At 67.8% G+C, this 14,087-nt stretch carries 8 protein-coding genes; 6 read left to right on the forward strand and 2 right to left on the reverse strand.

Annotated features, from left to right (window positions below; all coding sequences use genetic code 11):
- Positions 1 to 16: 16 nt before the first annotated feature.
- Complete coding sequence (locus EO081_RS00045) at positions 17 to 2,497, reverse strand: TonB-dependent receptor (protein WP_240697469.1); 2,481 nt, start codon at positions 2,495 to 2,497, stop codon at positions 17 to 19.
- A gap of 348 nt (positions 2,498 to 2,845) precedes the next feature.
- Between EO081_RS00045 and treF the strand changes: the two genes are divergently transcribed.
- From treF to EO081_RS00060, 3 genes are all read left to right on the forward strand, one after another.
- Positions 2,846 to 4,423, forward strand: a complete 1,578-nt coding sequence (gene treF / locus EO081_RS00050; protein ID WP_129339959.1) for an alpha,alpha-trehalase TreF — start codon at positions 2,846 to 2,848, stop codon at positions 4,421 to 4,423.
- 10 nt (positions 4,424 to 4,433) lie between these two features.
- A complete protein-coding gene (locus EO081_RS00055; protein ID WP_129339960.1) occupies positions 4,434 to 4,898 on the forward strand; it encodes a MaoC family dehydratase in 465 nt (154 codons plus the stop codon).
- 142 nt (positions 4,899 to 5,040) lie between these two features.
- A complete protein-coding gene (locus tag EO081_RS00060) occupies positions 5,041 to 5,916 on the forward strand; it encodes a manganese catalase (protein ID WP_129339961.1) in 876 nt (291 codons plus the stop codon).
- A gap of 41 nt (positions 5,917 to 5,957) precedes the next feature.
- Here the strand turns inward: EO081_RS00060 and EO081_RS00065 are convergent, their stop codons facing one another.
- Positions 5,958 to 8,702: a DUF5695 domain-containing protein gene (locus tag EO081_RS00065; RefSeq protein ID WP_129339962.1), complete on the reverse strand. Its 2,745-nt coding sequence runs from the start codon at positions 8,700 to 8,702 to the stop codon at positions 5,958 to 5,960.
- A 176-nt stretch (positions 8,703 to 8,878) separates the two neighbouring features.
- Here EO081_RS00065 and EO081_RS00070 point away from each other — a divergent pair, with 176 nt between their 5' ends.
- The 3 genes from EO081_RS00070 to EO081_RS00080 are packed head-to-tail and all read left to right on the forward strand — an operon-like array spanning position 8,879 to position 14,087.
- Entirely contained in the window at positions 8,879 to 11,263 is a 2,385-nt protein-coding gene (locus EO081_RS00070) for a beta-L-arabinofuranosidase domain-containing protein (protein ID WP_311719738.1), read from the forward strand.
- A 29-nt stretch (positions 11,264 to 11,292) separates the two neighbouring features.
- Complete coding sequence (locus tag EO081_RS00075) at positions 11,293 to 12,300, forward strand: Ldh family oxidoreductase (protein ID WP_129341345.1); 1,008 nt, start codon at positions 11,293 to 11,295, stop codon at positions 12,298 to 12,300.
- Between the two features lie 2 nt (positions 12,301 to 12,302).
- A complete protein-coding gene (locus EO081_RS00080; protein WP_240697470.1) occupies positions 12,303 to 14,087 on the forward strand; it encodes a DUF885 domain-containing protein in 1,785 nt (594 codons plus the stop codon).

Raw genomic sequence — 14,087 nt, forward strand, 5'->3', positions numbered from 1 at the left:
CGCCGCTCCATGGCGGTCAGAATTCGAATGCCGCGCTGAACCGGAACGAGCGGCCGAGGATCGGACGGGCAAGGATCGCGCCGGTGCCCTGGCCGCCGATGATGCGCGGATTGCCCTCGGTCAGGCCGATCTCGTCGGTCAGGTTGTTGCCGGTCACCTGCAGCCGGATGCGCTGCGCCACCTCGACGGAGATGCCCGCGTCGAGCTGGTAGAAGTGCGGCAGCAGCTGCAGGTTCTCCGGGTCGGAGAAGCGGTCCCCGGTATATTGCAGCGTCGCGAAGATCGAGGGACGCAGGTTGCCGATATCCACGTCGATCGCCGGGGTCACCCGCCACATCCACCTGGGCTGGCGCTGCACCCGGTTGCCGGTGTTGTCGATCGCACCATTTCCCGTGAAGAAGTCCCGGTAGGTCGCGTCGAGATAGGTGCCGGCGGCGGTGATGCTGAACCACGGCGTCGGCCGCAGGGCGCCTTCCAGCTCCACGCCGGTCGCCTTGGCGCCGCCGTTCGAGCTTACCGGCACATTGTCGATCAGCGTCGTGGTGGCGAGGCCTTCGAACTTGTTGTGGAAGACGGTGGCATAGAGGTTGGCGAACCCGGTCGAGATCTTCACCCCACCCTCGTAGGTATCGACCTCCGCGGTTGCCGCCAGTCCGGTGTCGTTGGCGATGTTCTCGGCCGTGGCCTCGCGCAGATTGTCGAACTGCGGGAAGCTGTTGCCGCGGCTGTAGCGGGCAAAGACGCCGATCTCGTCCGTGAAATCGTAGTTGGCGCCCGCCGTCCACGACCACGCATCGTTGCGGTAGCGGATCGTGCGCGGGTCGCCGAGCACGGTGACGGCATTGTCGTACAGCGTAAGGGGGTCGCCATCGAGGTCGACGTTGCCGCCCGCAACCGGCGTGCGCAGCACCGCATCGACGACATGGCGCTGCCAGCGGATGCCGCCGTCGATGCGCAGCTGCGGGGTCAGCTGCAGCTCGTCGACGGCATAGAGGGCATAGTCCTCGCCTTCGTAATGCGCGCGGACCTGAAAGGCCGGGCCGCTCGTGAAGCCGTCGAGCGTCGCCGTGCGGCCACCGTTCAGCGTCAGGTTGAGGCGTCGCGCGTTCGGTTCCGCCGCGAGCAGGACCTGATTGCCGAGCACCCAGGAGTCGCGCGACGTATAGTTGGTGTAGAAGAAGCCGGCGGTCAGCTTGTTCTTGCCCGCCGTCCATTCGGCTGCCGTGTCCGAGACGAACGACGAGATTTTCTTGCGCACTTCCCAGATGCCGGCGCGCATCACCCGGGCGTCGGCGCCGCCCTCGACCGCGCCGCCGCCGCTCGCATAGGTGAGCGCGCCGACGGCGGAGCCGGCGCCGCCCAGCGTCACCGCCATGGCGGATGCGGCGACCGGCGCCTCGACCGGCACCAGCCCCAGCGTATCCGCATTGCCGCCAAGGAAGCTGGTGCGCTCGCGCAGCCGCAGCCCGTCGGCGACTTCATATTCGAAGTTGATGCCGGTGTTGATCACCTTTGCGCCGCGGCCCTCGGCCAGGTCGAGCGTACGGCCGACCACGTTGGTCGTGATCCGCGTGTCCCGGCCCATCAGCGTGCCGGTGCCGGCATCGAAGCCGGGATAGGCGCGGATGTCGCCGTCGCTGTCGGAAATCACGGGGATCGGCAGCAGCCAGGCGCCGCGATCGTTCAGATAGCGCGCGTACACCTCCACCGATCCGCGGCTGCCGAAATCGTGATGGACATTGGCCGTGATCTGGCCGCCCTTCTCGGCGCGGAAGCCGGGATCGCGGATGCCGTTGCCTCGCGCGTAATAGCCGCCCACCATGAATCCGGTCTCGTCGTCGAGCGGGCCGGAGATCCAGGCATCGCCGCGGATCTCGTCGTAATCGGTGTAGGAGAGCTTGGCCAAGCCGTGGAGGTCGCCGCCGCCGATCCGCGGAACGACGTTCACGGTCAGTCCGGGCTGGCCGAGCGAGAACAGCGATCCCGTGCCGCCGCGCACCGCCTCGATCCGCTGCACGGTCTCATCCAGCCGGATCAGCTGCGAGTTCTCCAGGAACGACAGGGTGGGCGGCGCAAACACCGGCGCGCCGGCATATTGAAAGGTGACGAACTGGGCATCACCACCGGACGGATAGCCGCGGACGAAGATATTGGCGCCATTCTGGCCGCCCGAGCTTTCCGCCATCACGCCGGGCACCGCGCGCAGGATGTCGGCGGTGCTGTTGGGTGCCGCGCGTTCGATGGCGTCGTTGGAAAGCGCCGTTACCGCAAACGCGGCGTCCTGCCGGCGCGTGCCGCCGCCGGCGGTGCCGACGACGATGATCTCTTCGCCACTGGGCTGGCTCGTATCCACCAGCCCCTCCTCCGGCGCCGCACGCTGGGCGCTGTCCGCCGCTTGCGCTCCGTCCGTGTTCGTTTGCGCGAGTGCAGGGAGTGCCGTCATCAGCGCCCCGGTAGCGGTACCGATCATCAGTCGACGAATGGATATGGCAAGCATGTCTCATCCCCTACACTTGTACGAGCCGACTCTGATCCGGTCGGCCTTGAATATGGGACCTTCGTCCCAAGAGCTGTTATAGTAGTTCCCCCTGCTCGGGGCGATAGGTACAAGATACGAGGGCGGCTAACTGCTGCTTTTTGGCCACAGAGGAGGCGCGATCGGAGGCGAGTTCTGGATTGCTGATCTTCCGGGAAGCTTTCTTGTGGGAACGGCCGGCGCGACACCGACGGGACGGGGCGATCGTGCAGGCTCCCGCACCTCGATGATGGCATGCCGGCTTGCCGCCGCCTTCTTGGACCGGCATCTGGGCACGATTGCCGCGTCACGCTGACGAGAGGACCAGACATGAAGCTTTCGCGTTCGCTGATCGGCGGCCTGCTTGCGATCTCGGCACTGGTCGCGAGCCCGCTTGCCGCGCACCAGCAATCGCCTGCCGACCTCTACGGCCCGCTCTTCCGCGCGGTGCAGACCGGGCGCATCTTCCCGGACGGCAAGACCTTCGTCGATGCGGTGCCGAAGCGCGCGCCAGACGCCATCCTGGCAGAGTATCGCCGCGCGGCGCCGGATACGCCGGAGGCGCTGCGCGCCTTCGTGCTCGCCAACTTCGTCGTGCCGGGGGTCAACGACCGCGCGGCCGCGGACCTGCGCCGCCACATCCGCACGCTCTGGCCGACGCTCGTGCGCCAGCCCGAGCCGGTGCCGGCGGGCAGTTCGGCGCTGCCGATGCAGGCGCCCTATGTGGTGCCGGGCGGGCGTTTCCGTGAAATCTACTATTGGGACAGCTATTTCACGATGCTGGGGCTGACCGTCGACGGGCAGCAGCCGCTGGTGGAATCGATGCTCGCGGACTTCACCGACGCCATCGAGCGCTATGGCCACATCCCCAACGGCATGCGGACCTATTATCTCGGCCGTTCGCAGCCGCCCTTCTTCGCGCTGATGCTCGATCTGTCCAAGGATGCCGATCCCGCGCTCGCTGCGCGCCGGCTCGCGGCGTTGAAGCGCGAGCATGGCTATTGGATGCAGGGCACCGCGTGTCTGGATGCATCGGGTGCCTGTGCACGCGTGGTGCGCATGCCGGACGGAACGCTGCTCAACCGCTATTGGGATGATCGCCCGCTGCCGCGCGATGAATCCTATGCCGAGGACGTGGCCACCGCGCAGGAAGACCCGTCGCGCCCTGCCGAAATCCTCTACCGGCACCTGCGCGCAGGGGCGGAGAGCGGGTGGGACTATAGCAGCCGGTGGCTTGCCGATCCGCGGCGCCTCGCCTCGATCCGCACCACCGACATCGTGCCGGTCGACCTCAACAGCCTGCTGCTGATCCTGGAGGAGTCGATCGCGCGCCGGTGTGCGGCCGCGGGCGACCAGGGCTGCGCCACCCGGTTCGCCGCCCTTGCAAGCAAGCGCCGCGCTGCGCTCGACCGCTATTTCTGGGTGGCGAAGGAGGGGCGCTATGCGGATTGGGACCGTGTCGCGCGCGCCGCCACGCCGCGCCTGTCCGCCGCGATGCTCTATCCGCTGTTCGCGGGCGCCGCGTCTCCCGGGCAGGCTGCCGCCGTCGCGGCGACGGTGCGTCGGACGCTGCTCGCGACGGGTGGGCTGCGGACCACGCCGCTGCGGACCGGCCAGCAATGGGATTCACCCAACGGCTGGGCGCCGCTGCAGTGGATCGCCATCTCGGGCCTGGACCGCTCCGGCCAGCCGGAACTCGCGCGCGAGATCGCCCGCCGCTGGATCGACACGGTCGCCACCGCCTATGCCGAAACCGGCAAGATGCTTGAAAAATACGACGTCGAGGAGCGCAAGCCCGGGGGTGGCGGCGAATATCCGACGCAGGACGGCTTCGGCTGGACCAACGGCGTGGCGAGCGCGATCCTGGAGCGCTACCCGGACACCGGCGCTTCGGTCGGCGGCCGCTGAAAGGACTCCCATGCCTGCCCGCTACCTAGAGGACCTGTCCGTCGGAGAAACCTGGGAGGGCGGGCCGATCCCGATCGCCGAGGATGCGGTGATCGCGTTCGCCAAGGCCTATGATCCCCAGCCGATGCACGTCGATCCGGTGGCGGCGGCGCAGGGACGCTTCGGCGGGATCATCGCGAGCGGCTGGCATGTCGCGGCGCTGGTGATGCGCGACTATGTCGAGAGCAGCCCCTTCGGCGACACGCCGCTGCTGGGGCTCCAGCTCGACGGGCTCCGCTGGGAAGAGGCGGTGCGTCCGGGCGATGTGCTGCAGGCCCGCCGTGAGATCCTGGAGGTGACGCGTTCGCGCAGCAAGCCCGATCGCGGGCTCGTCCGCATCGGCGTCACCGTCACCAACCAGCATGGCCGCACCGTGATGCGGTACACGAACCTCGTTCAGATCTTCGCACGTCCGGATGCGGAGGCAGGATGCTAACCTAGTAGAATCCGTCCGCGTAATATCCGCTGCGCGCCTCCTCCCGTCGCAGTGGCGCGAACCTTCGCTCTCTGCGGAGCGCTTGCGGGATGCCGGAAGCCTTCAGGTTTCTTCAGGCGTCACCGCAACCGGAGGAGTTCCCATGTTCATCCACATCAAGGAGGCGGCCTACAACTGCACGCCCGAGCGTCCCGATCCTCTCTATGCCAAGAAGCTCCAGGAGCTGATCGGCGGCCAGTGGGGCGAGATCAGCGTGATGCTGGGCTACATGTTCCAGGCCTGGAACAGTCGCGGCCCGATCAAGTATCGCGACATGACCTTCGACATCGGCACGGAGGAGATCGGCCATGTCGAGATGCTGGCGACGATGGTCGCCCGGCTGCTCGAACAGTCCCCGGTGGAAGCGCAGGAACATGCCGCCAAGGATTCGATCGTCGGCGCGGTGATGGGCGGCGCGCGTGTCGACGACGTGGTGTTCGCCGCGATGAGCCCGCAGCACGCGATCGTCAGCGGCGGCGGCGCGATGCCGGTGGACTCGCAGGGCAACCGCTGGACCGCCGACTACATCGTCGCGAGCGGCAACCTGCTGGCCGACTTCCGCTTCAACGTGACGGCCGAGAGCCAGGGTCGCCTCCAGGCCGCCCGTCTCTACAACATGACGGACGATCCCGGCGTGAAGGACATGCTGAGCTACCTGATCGCCCGTGACACCATGCACCAGAACCAGTGGCTGGCCGCGATCGCCGAGCTGGAGGCCGACGGCCTGGACCAGACCCCGGTTCCCGTCACCTTCCCCAAGGAGCTGGAGCGCGAGGAATTCGCGTACAAGTACCTCCAGCATTCGCGCGGCGGCGAAAGCGCCACCGGCCGCTGGGCATCGGGCCCGTCGATGGACGGCAAGGGCGAGTTCGAATTCGTCGCCGAGCCGCCGGCCATGGGCCCGCCGCTCGAACTCGGGCCCACGGACCCGCGCCTCTACGGCACCCAGAAGGTACCGACTCCGCCGGCTGCATCCTGACGGAACGGGAGCGGCGGTTCTCTGCCGCTCCCGTCTCCCGCCTACCGGGGGGTGAGGGTGACGTGCGTGCCGCTGCCCGCCAGCGGGATCGTATAGGCCCCGCGCTCCAGCTTTGCGTCGTCGACCCCATAGGCGCGTGCGCCCGCGACCGTGGTCTCCACCAGCAGGCGTGCGGCCGGGGTGAAGCGCGTCTTGCCCGACAGCGTCAGCGTCAGCCGGCCGCTCGCGGGATCATAATCCGCCGCGTCGATCTTGCCCGCCTCCAGCGTCAGCCACAGCCCGGCCGGCGCCACGAACAGCCGCGTGCGCGCGCTGTCCTTGGGCTCGACGCGCAGCGTGCCGCCCTGCTGCTTCAGATTGCCGCCATAGGCGAGCCAGCCGAAGGTCGGGTCATCCACCAGATAAGTCGCCGTCGCATAGGCATTGCCGAAGAAGCCCATGCCATAATCGCCGGTATAGGCGTCCCATTTCATCATGTCGGGATAGGCGTGGAAGGCGGCGCTGGAGAAGCCCTCCTGGTCGATGTTGGTGATGCCGCCCATCAACCCGCCATAGGCGACGCGCAGCAGGTGGGTGTCCTTCGGGTTCGCGCGGAAGGCGTCGAACAGCGGCACCGCGTTGAGGGTCGAGCCATAATGGTGGATCTGCCGCTCGATCCGCGGGACCTTGCCGCCATAGAGGAAATCCCAGTAGCGGCGCGCATTGCCGTTATAGCCCCAGTGCGGGACGGCCGGATCATAGGCCAGGATCACCTCGCGCGTTTCGTCGGCCTGCGGCTGGTGGCCGAAATAGCGCATCCATGCATAGACCTCGGGCTGGCCGGTCGAATCCCAGGCCATCTCGCTGCCGAACGGATAGGGCAGGGTCTTCCAGTGATCGGCGCGGCCCTTCATCAGCCGTTCCATCTCGGCGGCCTCGGGCGCCATCCCCTCGCGCTTCAGGTCCTTGAGGATGTCGACGAACACGTCGCCCTCCATCTGGCCGAACTGCGCATAATGCGGCGCGTCGCGCATCATCGCGACCGTGGTCTGGTAGGCACGCTCCAGATACCAGCGCCAGTCGTGAGCCTTCACCAGGCCGGTGTGGTTGCGGGCTAGCCGGTACATCACCCAATGGCCGGCGGCGACGTGCGGATAATTGTAGGAGCGGCCGAGGTCGTCGGATTGCTTTTTGGTCCAGGCGGTCCAGTTCTTCCAGTTCAAGGCCGGGTCGTAATAGTCGCCGTGCTGCCCGGGCTCGTAATAGAACAGGCTCTTCTTGACGGCGCCCGCCTGCGGGCCGCTTGCCACCTGCAGCTTGCCGACCACCGTCTCGTTCATCATCCGCTCGAGCTTGGCGACTTCCTCCGGCACCGGATTGTTGAGCTGCTTCATCATCGCGGCGACCCAGGCGCCGGCGCCGCCCTCGTCGCTCAGCCCCGCGATCCAGACGCGGGCGTCCTGCGTGACGATGCGGTTCGCCTCGCGATCATAGGACATGACGGCCGGGCCGCGCCGGAACGGGTCGGAACGGTCGTCGTACCATTGCCGGGTAGTCGAGAAGCGGCCGAGGTCGGCGACCGCCTGTTCGAGCGGCTTGGTGATGAAGTAGCTCACCGCCTGCACGCTGTTGTCGGCATAGGTGATAGAGAGGCGCGCCCGGCCCCAGCCGCTGGCGCGCACGGCATAGCGGGCCCATCCGTTGATAGGCGCCGCCGGGGTCGCGGTGAGCGCGCCGGCGGGCTCGCTCTCTACCCGGATGACGGGCTGGGTGCTCTTCAGGAACAGCGATGCGTCCATGTCGGTCGGCACGACATAGCCGGGGATGCCGACGGCGACGGGCCGCGCCTGCTGCACCAGCGTGTTCTCGATGCCGCGGATGGAGGGCGCCTGCACCAGCCGCACACCGATGGTGCGGGTCTCGCCCGGCGTCAGGGTGATGCTGGTTGGCGTGTTCCACTGCTCGCCGGCGTTCTTCCATTCCTTGTCGGCAAAGCCCTTGCTGGCGACCGTCCAGTCGTAGAAGCCTTCCGAGGTCTGGCCGCGCGGGCTGCGATCGGTGAAGATGTCGCCCGGTTCGGCGTGGGCGGCCTCTGCGATCGGGCGATAGGCCTCCAGCGGGGTGCCGCGCTCCGGAATCACCAGCAACGCCGGCCCCTTGCCGTTCAGGCGGGTCACCTGCAGGTAGCCGGCGTCGCGGCCGATATAGGGGTCGACGAAGCTCGCCTGCGCATGGGCCGTGTCCAGCTCACGGTCGGTGATGATGTTGTCGAACACCATCGGCATGCCGAGGCCCCCGATCTCGACGGGCGTGCTGCCGGGGTTGGTAAGGGTGAAGCGTAGCGCGACCGCCTTGCCCTCCGTCGCCCAGCGCCGCTCCACCTTCAGCGGAAAGCCCGCGCCCATGCTGGCGGTGATGTCGGCGGCCGCGAGCGTGCCCGGCCGCGCAGCGAGCTTGCGGATCGGTGCACGCTTCTTGGAGGAGGCGAAATCCTGCCATGCGCCGCCGGGCGCGCGCAGCCGCAGGTTGAGGTCGCCGAGATGGACATAGCCGTCCTCCGCCCGCTCCGCCGCCCGCGCGCCGGGCACGAAGTCGAACGCAGGCTCGGCGTTGGGGGACAGACGCGCGAGCGTCCCCGTGTCGCTGCGCAGCTCCATGCGGAACTCCGCAGTCCGGTACGCGGTGCGCGCGATCGGCTTGGCGACCTTCTTTACCGGCTTCTCCTGCGACCAAGCGGGCTGCAGGGCCGGGACCAGCGGCACGGCTGCTAGCAAAGCGACGAGGGGCAGGGTACGCAGGACGTGCATTGGGTGGGGCTCCTAGTCTGCGGCGGCGGGCTGCAGGTGTATTCCCCAGCATGAAACCAGCCGCACCTCGGTACGTCAAATACATTATACGATGTTGGAGCTACCATGAGGATGGCACCGGTTGACGCCGCTAAAAGCCCGCCGTAATCGTATACCGTATTTCACGGGAGAGGCATGTGATCGAGAGCAGCCGTAGGGAACTGCTGGTAGGGGCAGCCACGTTGGTCTTCGCAGCGCAGAGCGCGAGCGCGATGGCGCGGGTGGCGAATCCGGGCGCGTCGCTGCTGCCCGCCAAGCCCAAGCCGCTACCGCTTGCGGCCGTCCGGCTCAAGCCGTCCGACTATGCGACCGCCGTCGAGGTCAACCGGGGCTATCTGCATCGGCTCGATCCCGATCGCTTTCTCCACAATTTCCGCAAATATGCCGGGCTCGAGCCCAGGGCGCCGATCTACGGCGGCTGGGAGAACGACACGATCGCCGGCCACACGCTTGGCCACTACATGACCGCGCTGGTGCTGACGTGGCAGCAGACCGGCGACCCGGAATGCCGCCGCCGCGCCGACTATATCGTCGACGAACTCGCCGAGGCGCAGGCCGCGCGCGGCACAGGCTATGTCGGTGCCCTCGGGCGCAAGCGGAAGGACGGCACCATCGTCGACGGGGAGGAGATCTTCCCCGAGGTGATGAAGGGCGACATCCGTTCCGGCGGCTTCGACCTCAACGGCAGCTGGTCGCCGCTCTACACCGTGCACAAGCTGTTCGCGGGCCTGCTCGACATCCACGGCGCCTGGGGCAATCCCAAGGCGCTTCAGGTCGTCACCGGCCTGGGCGGCTATTTCGAGCGGGTGTTCGCGGCCCTCGACGACGCGCAGATGGAGAAGCTTCTGAGCTGCGAGTACGGCGGCCTCAACGAGAGCTATGCCGTCCTCTATTCGCGCACCAACGACAAGCGTTGGCTGAAAGTCGCGGAGCGGCTCTACGACCACCGCGTGCTCGACCCGCTGGTCGCGGGCGAGGACAAGCTCGCCAACTTCCACGCGAATACCCAGGTGCCAAAGCTGGTCGGCCTGGCCCGCCTCCACGACCTCACCGGCAAGCCCGAGCAGCGCAATGCCGCCACCTTCTTCTGGAAGACGGTGACGCAGCATCACAGCTATGTGATCGGCGGCAACGCGGACCGTGAGTATTTCTCCGAACCCGACAGCATCGCCAACCACATCACCGAGCAGACGTGCGAGCATTGCAACACGTACAACATGCTCAAGCTGACGCAGCAACTCTACCACTGGCAGCCCGACGGCGCGCTGTTCGACTTTTATGAGCGCGCGCACCTCAACCACGTCATGTCGGCGCAGAACCCCAAGACGGGCGGCTTCACCTATATGACGCCGCTGATGACGGGCACGAAGCGCGGCTATTCGGACCCGAACGACGATCCCTTCTGGTGCTGCGTCGGCTCCGGCATGGAAAGCCACGCCAAACATGGCGAGGCGATCTTCTGGGAGGGTGAGGGCGGCCTGATCGTCAACCTCTACATCCCGGCCGAGGCGCAGTGGCAGACGCGCGGCGCGCAGGTCGCGCTGGAAACCAGCTATCCGTTCGAGCCCGGTGCGCGCCTGACGCTCGCGGCGCTGAACAAGCGCGGGCGCTTCCCGATCGCGCTGCGCGTACCCGGCTGGGCAGGCGATACCGTGCAGGTCACCGTCAACGGCCAGCCCGTCACCCCCGCGATCGGCAACGGCTATGCCGTGGTCGACCGCCGCTGGAAGGCGGGCGACGTGGTCGCGATCACCTTCCCCCTGGAACTGCGGCTCGAATCGGCGCCGGGCGACCAAAACACGGTCGCGGTGGTGCGCGGGCCGATGGTGCTGGCAGCCGATCTCGGTGCGGGCGAAGGCGAATGGCAGGGCGCGGATCCTGCGATGGTCGGCGAACAGCCGCTCGCCGCCTTTACCCCGGCGCAGGGCCGCGCGACCTATGCCACCAAGGGGCTGCTGCGTCCTGCAGACCTGACGTTCGTGCCCTTCTACTCGCAGTATGAGCGGCGCAGCGCCGTCTACTTCAAGCGCTTCAGCGAGGCCGGTTGGAAGAACGAGCAGGTCGCGTTCCTCGCGGAACAGGCGCGCGTGAAGGACATTGCCGCCCGCTCGGTCGACGTCATGCACCTGGGCGAGATGCAGCCGGAGCGCGACCACAATCTTACCTCGGAAATCTCCTATCCCGTCTCCTACCGCGGCAGGAACGGCCGCGACGCGCGCTCGGGCGGCTATTTCGAATTCTCGATGAAGACCAAGCCGGGCCCGCTCGTCCTGCAGGCCAGCTATTGGGGCAGCGAGCGCGCGCGCGACTTCGACATCCTCGTCGACAATGTGAAGCTCGCCACCCAGCATCTGGAGAACGACCAGCCGGGCAAGTTCTTCGACGTCGAATATCCGCTTCCCGAGGCCCTTACCAAGGGCAAGCAGAGCGTGAAGGTGAAGTTCGTGCCGCATGACCGCAGCAGCGCTGGGCCGGTGTTCGGCGTCCGCCTGTTCACCGCGAAGCCCGGCGCGACGACGTGAGCGAGACCACGCCCGCCGACACCGTGCCGATGACGCTGGACGAGGTCCGCACCCTGTCGCGCGGCGTGCTGTCCGGCGCCGGCCTCTCCGCCGATCATGCCGCGGCGGTTGCCGAGACTCTGGTCGCCGGCGAACGCGACGGCTGCGGCTCGCACGGCGTTTACCGGCTGCTGGTCGCGACCCGCAGCATCGCCACCGGCCGTGTGTCGAAGGACGCGGTGCCGGTGGTCAGCGAGCCCGCACAGGCGCTGGTGCGGGTCGATGGCGGCGGCGGCTTTGCCCAGCTCGCCTTCGAACGCGGCAAGCCGCTGCTGGTGGAAAAGGCGCGCAAGTTCGGCATCGCCGCGCTCGCGCTCAACAACGTTGTCCACTTCGCCGCGCTCTGGCCCGAGGTCGAGGCGCTGACCGAGCAGGGGCTGGTGGCGCTCGCCTTCACCCCCAGCCACGCCTGGGTGGCGCCGGCGGGCGGTACCGAGCCGGTGTTCGGCACCAACCCGATCGCGTTCGGCTGGCCACGGCCGGGCCGCGAGCCGTTCGTGTTCGACTTTGCAACCAGCGCGGTCGCGCGCGGCGAAATCGAGCTCCACCGTCGCGCGGGCAAGCCCGTGCCCGACGATTGGGGCTATGACGCCGACGGCAATCCCACCACCGACGCCGCGGCGGTGCTCTCGGGCGCGATGCGGACCTTTGGCGGGCACAAGGGGTCGGCGCTCGCCGCGATGGTCGAGCTGATCGCCGGGCCGCTGATCGGCGACATGACCAGCAAGGAATCGATGGCGGCCGATGATGGCGCGGGCGGATCGCCCCTGGGGGGGGAGCTGGTGCTCGCGATCGACCCGGCGGGCTTTCTGGGTGCGGGCGTCGCCGAGCATCTCACGCGGGCGGAAGCGATGTTCGAGGCAATCGAAACGCAGGGTGCGCGCCTGCCGGGATCCCGGCGCTATGCCGCGCGCCGGCGCAGCCTGGTGGAAGGCGTGCGGGTGCCCGCGTCGCTCCACGCCGATCTGATGGCGCTGGCACAGGGGGGCAAGGCTTAGACATGCGCAAGGTACGGTTTCTGCTTGGGGCAGCGTTGATGATGGGCCAGCTGGCGGCGGTGGAGGCGGCGGTTGCCGCGGCCCCGGCACAGGCGGCGGCAACCCAGACTGCCGACCAGCAGTTCGAGGCGATCTATACGGCCGAATGGGAATGGCGAAAGCAGCAGTCCGCCCCCAATGAGGACAGCCCCGCCGGCGCGGCCAAGCGCCTGCCGGACGTCGGCCCCAAGATACAGGCCGAAAAGCTTCAGCGCTGGGAAGCGACCGAACGGGCGCTCGCCGCCATTGATCCGGCCACGCTGTCGCCTGCCAACCGCGTCAACTTCGCGGTCTACAAGGGGCAGATCGACGCGCTCTTGGCGGAGCAGCGCTACCGCGAATATGAAAAGCCGCTCAACGCCGACACCAGCTTCTGGGGCGACATCGCCGGCTGGGCGCGCGAGCCGCTCGACAACGAGACCGCCTATCGCAATTACATCGCGATGCTGCGGGAGGTGCCGCGCTATTATGACCAGCAGATCGCGAACATGCGCGCCGGCCTCAAGCGCGGCTTCACCCCGTCGGCGATCACGCTGAAGGGCCGCGACCTCGGCGTCGCACAGGTCGCCGAGGCCAAGACGCTCGACGACCAGACCTTCTACGCGCCGTTCCGCAAGATGCCCTCCACCGTTCCGGCGGCGACCCAGGCGGCGCTGCGCAAGGAGGGAGAGGCGGCGATCCGCGAGGCGGTGGTGCCCGCCCACGCCAAGCTGCTCAAATTCCTGCGCGCCGAATATATCCCCGGCGCCCGCAAGGAGCTGGACGCCTACCACCTTCCCGGCGGCAAGGCGTACTACCAGTCCAAAATCCGCGAGTTCACCACGCTCGACAAGACGCCGGACGAGATCCACGCGATCGGCCTGTCCGAAGTCGCCAAGATCCGCGCGCGGATGCTGGAGGTGAAGCAGCAGGTCGGCTTCCAGGGTGACCTGCCGGCGTTCCTCACCTTCCTGCGCACCGATCCGCAGTTCTACGCCAAGACCCCGCAGGCGCTGCTCGACCGCGCCGCCTGGGTCGCCAAGACCTTTGACGGCAAGGCCAGCCAGTATTTCGGCCGGCTGCCGCGCAGCCGCTTCGCGATCAAGCCGGTGCCGGACGAGGTCGCGCCCTTCTACACCGGCGGGCGCGGCGGACCGGGCATCTACCTCGTCAACACCTACAACCTGCCGGCGCGCCCGCTCTATTCGATCCCGGCGCTGACCCTGCACGAAAGCGCGCCGGGCCACGCCTTCCAGATGCCGCTGGCGGCGGAGAACACCAGCCTGCCGGCGTTCCGCCGCGACAGCTATATCTCTGCCTATGGAGAGGGCTGGGCGCTCTACTGCGAGGCGCTGGGCGAAGAGATGGGGATGTACGACACGCCCTATGACGTGTTCGGCATGCTCAGCTACCAGATGTGGCGCGCGGCTCGGCTGGTGGTCGACACCGGCATCCACACCAAGGGATGGAGCCGCGAGCAGGCGCAGAAGTACCTCCACGACAACACCGCCATGGCCGATCACGAGATCACGACCGAGGTCGACCGCTACATCGCCTGGCCGGGGCAGGCGCTGTCCTATTACCTCGGAGAGCTCGCGATCCAGGAAGCGCGCGCCAAGGCCGAACAGGCGCTCGGCCCCAAGTTCAACATCCGCAACTTCCATGACGCGGTGCTCGAGCTCGGATCGGTGCCGCTGCCGGTGATGGCAGCGCGGGTCGACCAGCTGATCGCGGAAGGCGGCAAGGGGCCGTACCCGGACGAGGAATAA

Source organism: Sphingomonas desiccabilis, assembly GCF_004135605.1.
GTDB lineage: Bacteria > Pseudomonadota > Alphaproteobacteria > Sphingomonadales > Sphingomonadaceae > Sphingomonas > Sphingomonas desiccabilis.

Excerpts from the sequence above, each read along its gene's own strand:
- EO081_RS00045 (WP_240697469.1), bottom strand. The coding sequence starts at position 2,497 with ATGCTTGCCATATCCATTCGTCGACTGATGATCGGTACCGCTACCGGG.
- treF (WP_129339959.1), top strand. The coding sequence starts at position 2,846 with ATGAAGCTTTCGCGTTCGCTGATCGGCGGCCTGCTTGCGATCTCGGCA.
- EO081_RS00055 (WP_129339960.1), top strand. The coding sequence starts at position 4,434 with ATGCCTGCCCGCTACCTAGAGGACCTGTCCGTCGGAGAAACCTGGGAG.
- EO081_RS00060 (WP_129339961.1), top strand. The coding sequence starts at position 5,041 with ATGTTCATCCACATCAAGGAGGCGGCCTACAACTGCACGCCCGAGCGT.
- EO081_RS00065 (WP_129339962.1), bottom strand. The coding sequence starts at position 8,702 with ATGCACGTCCTGCGTACCCTGCCCCTCGTCGCTTTGCTAGCAGCCGTG.
- EO081_RS00075 (WP_129341345.1), top strand. The coding sequence starts at position 11,293 with ATGACGCTGGACGAGGTCCGCACCCTGTCGCGCGGCGTGCTGTCCGGC.
- EO081_RS00080 (WP_240697470.1), top strand. The coding sequence starts at position 12,303 with ATGCGCAAGGTACGGTTTCTGCTTGGGGCAGCGTTGATGATGGGCCAG.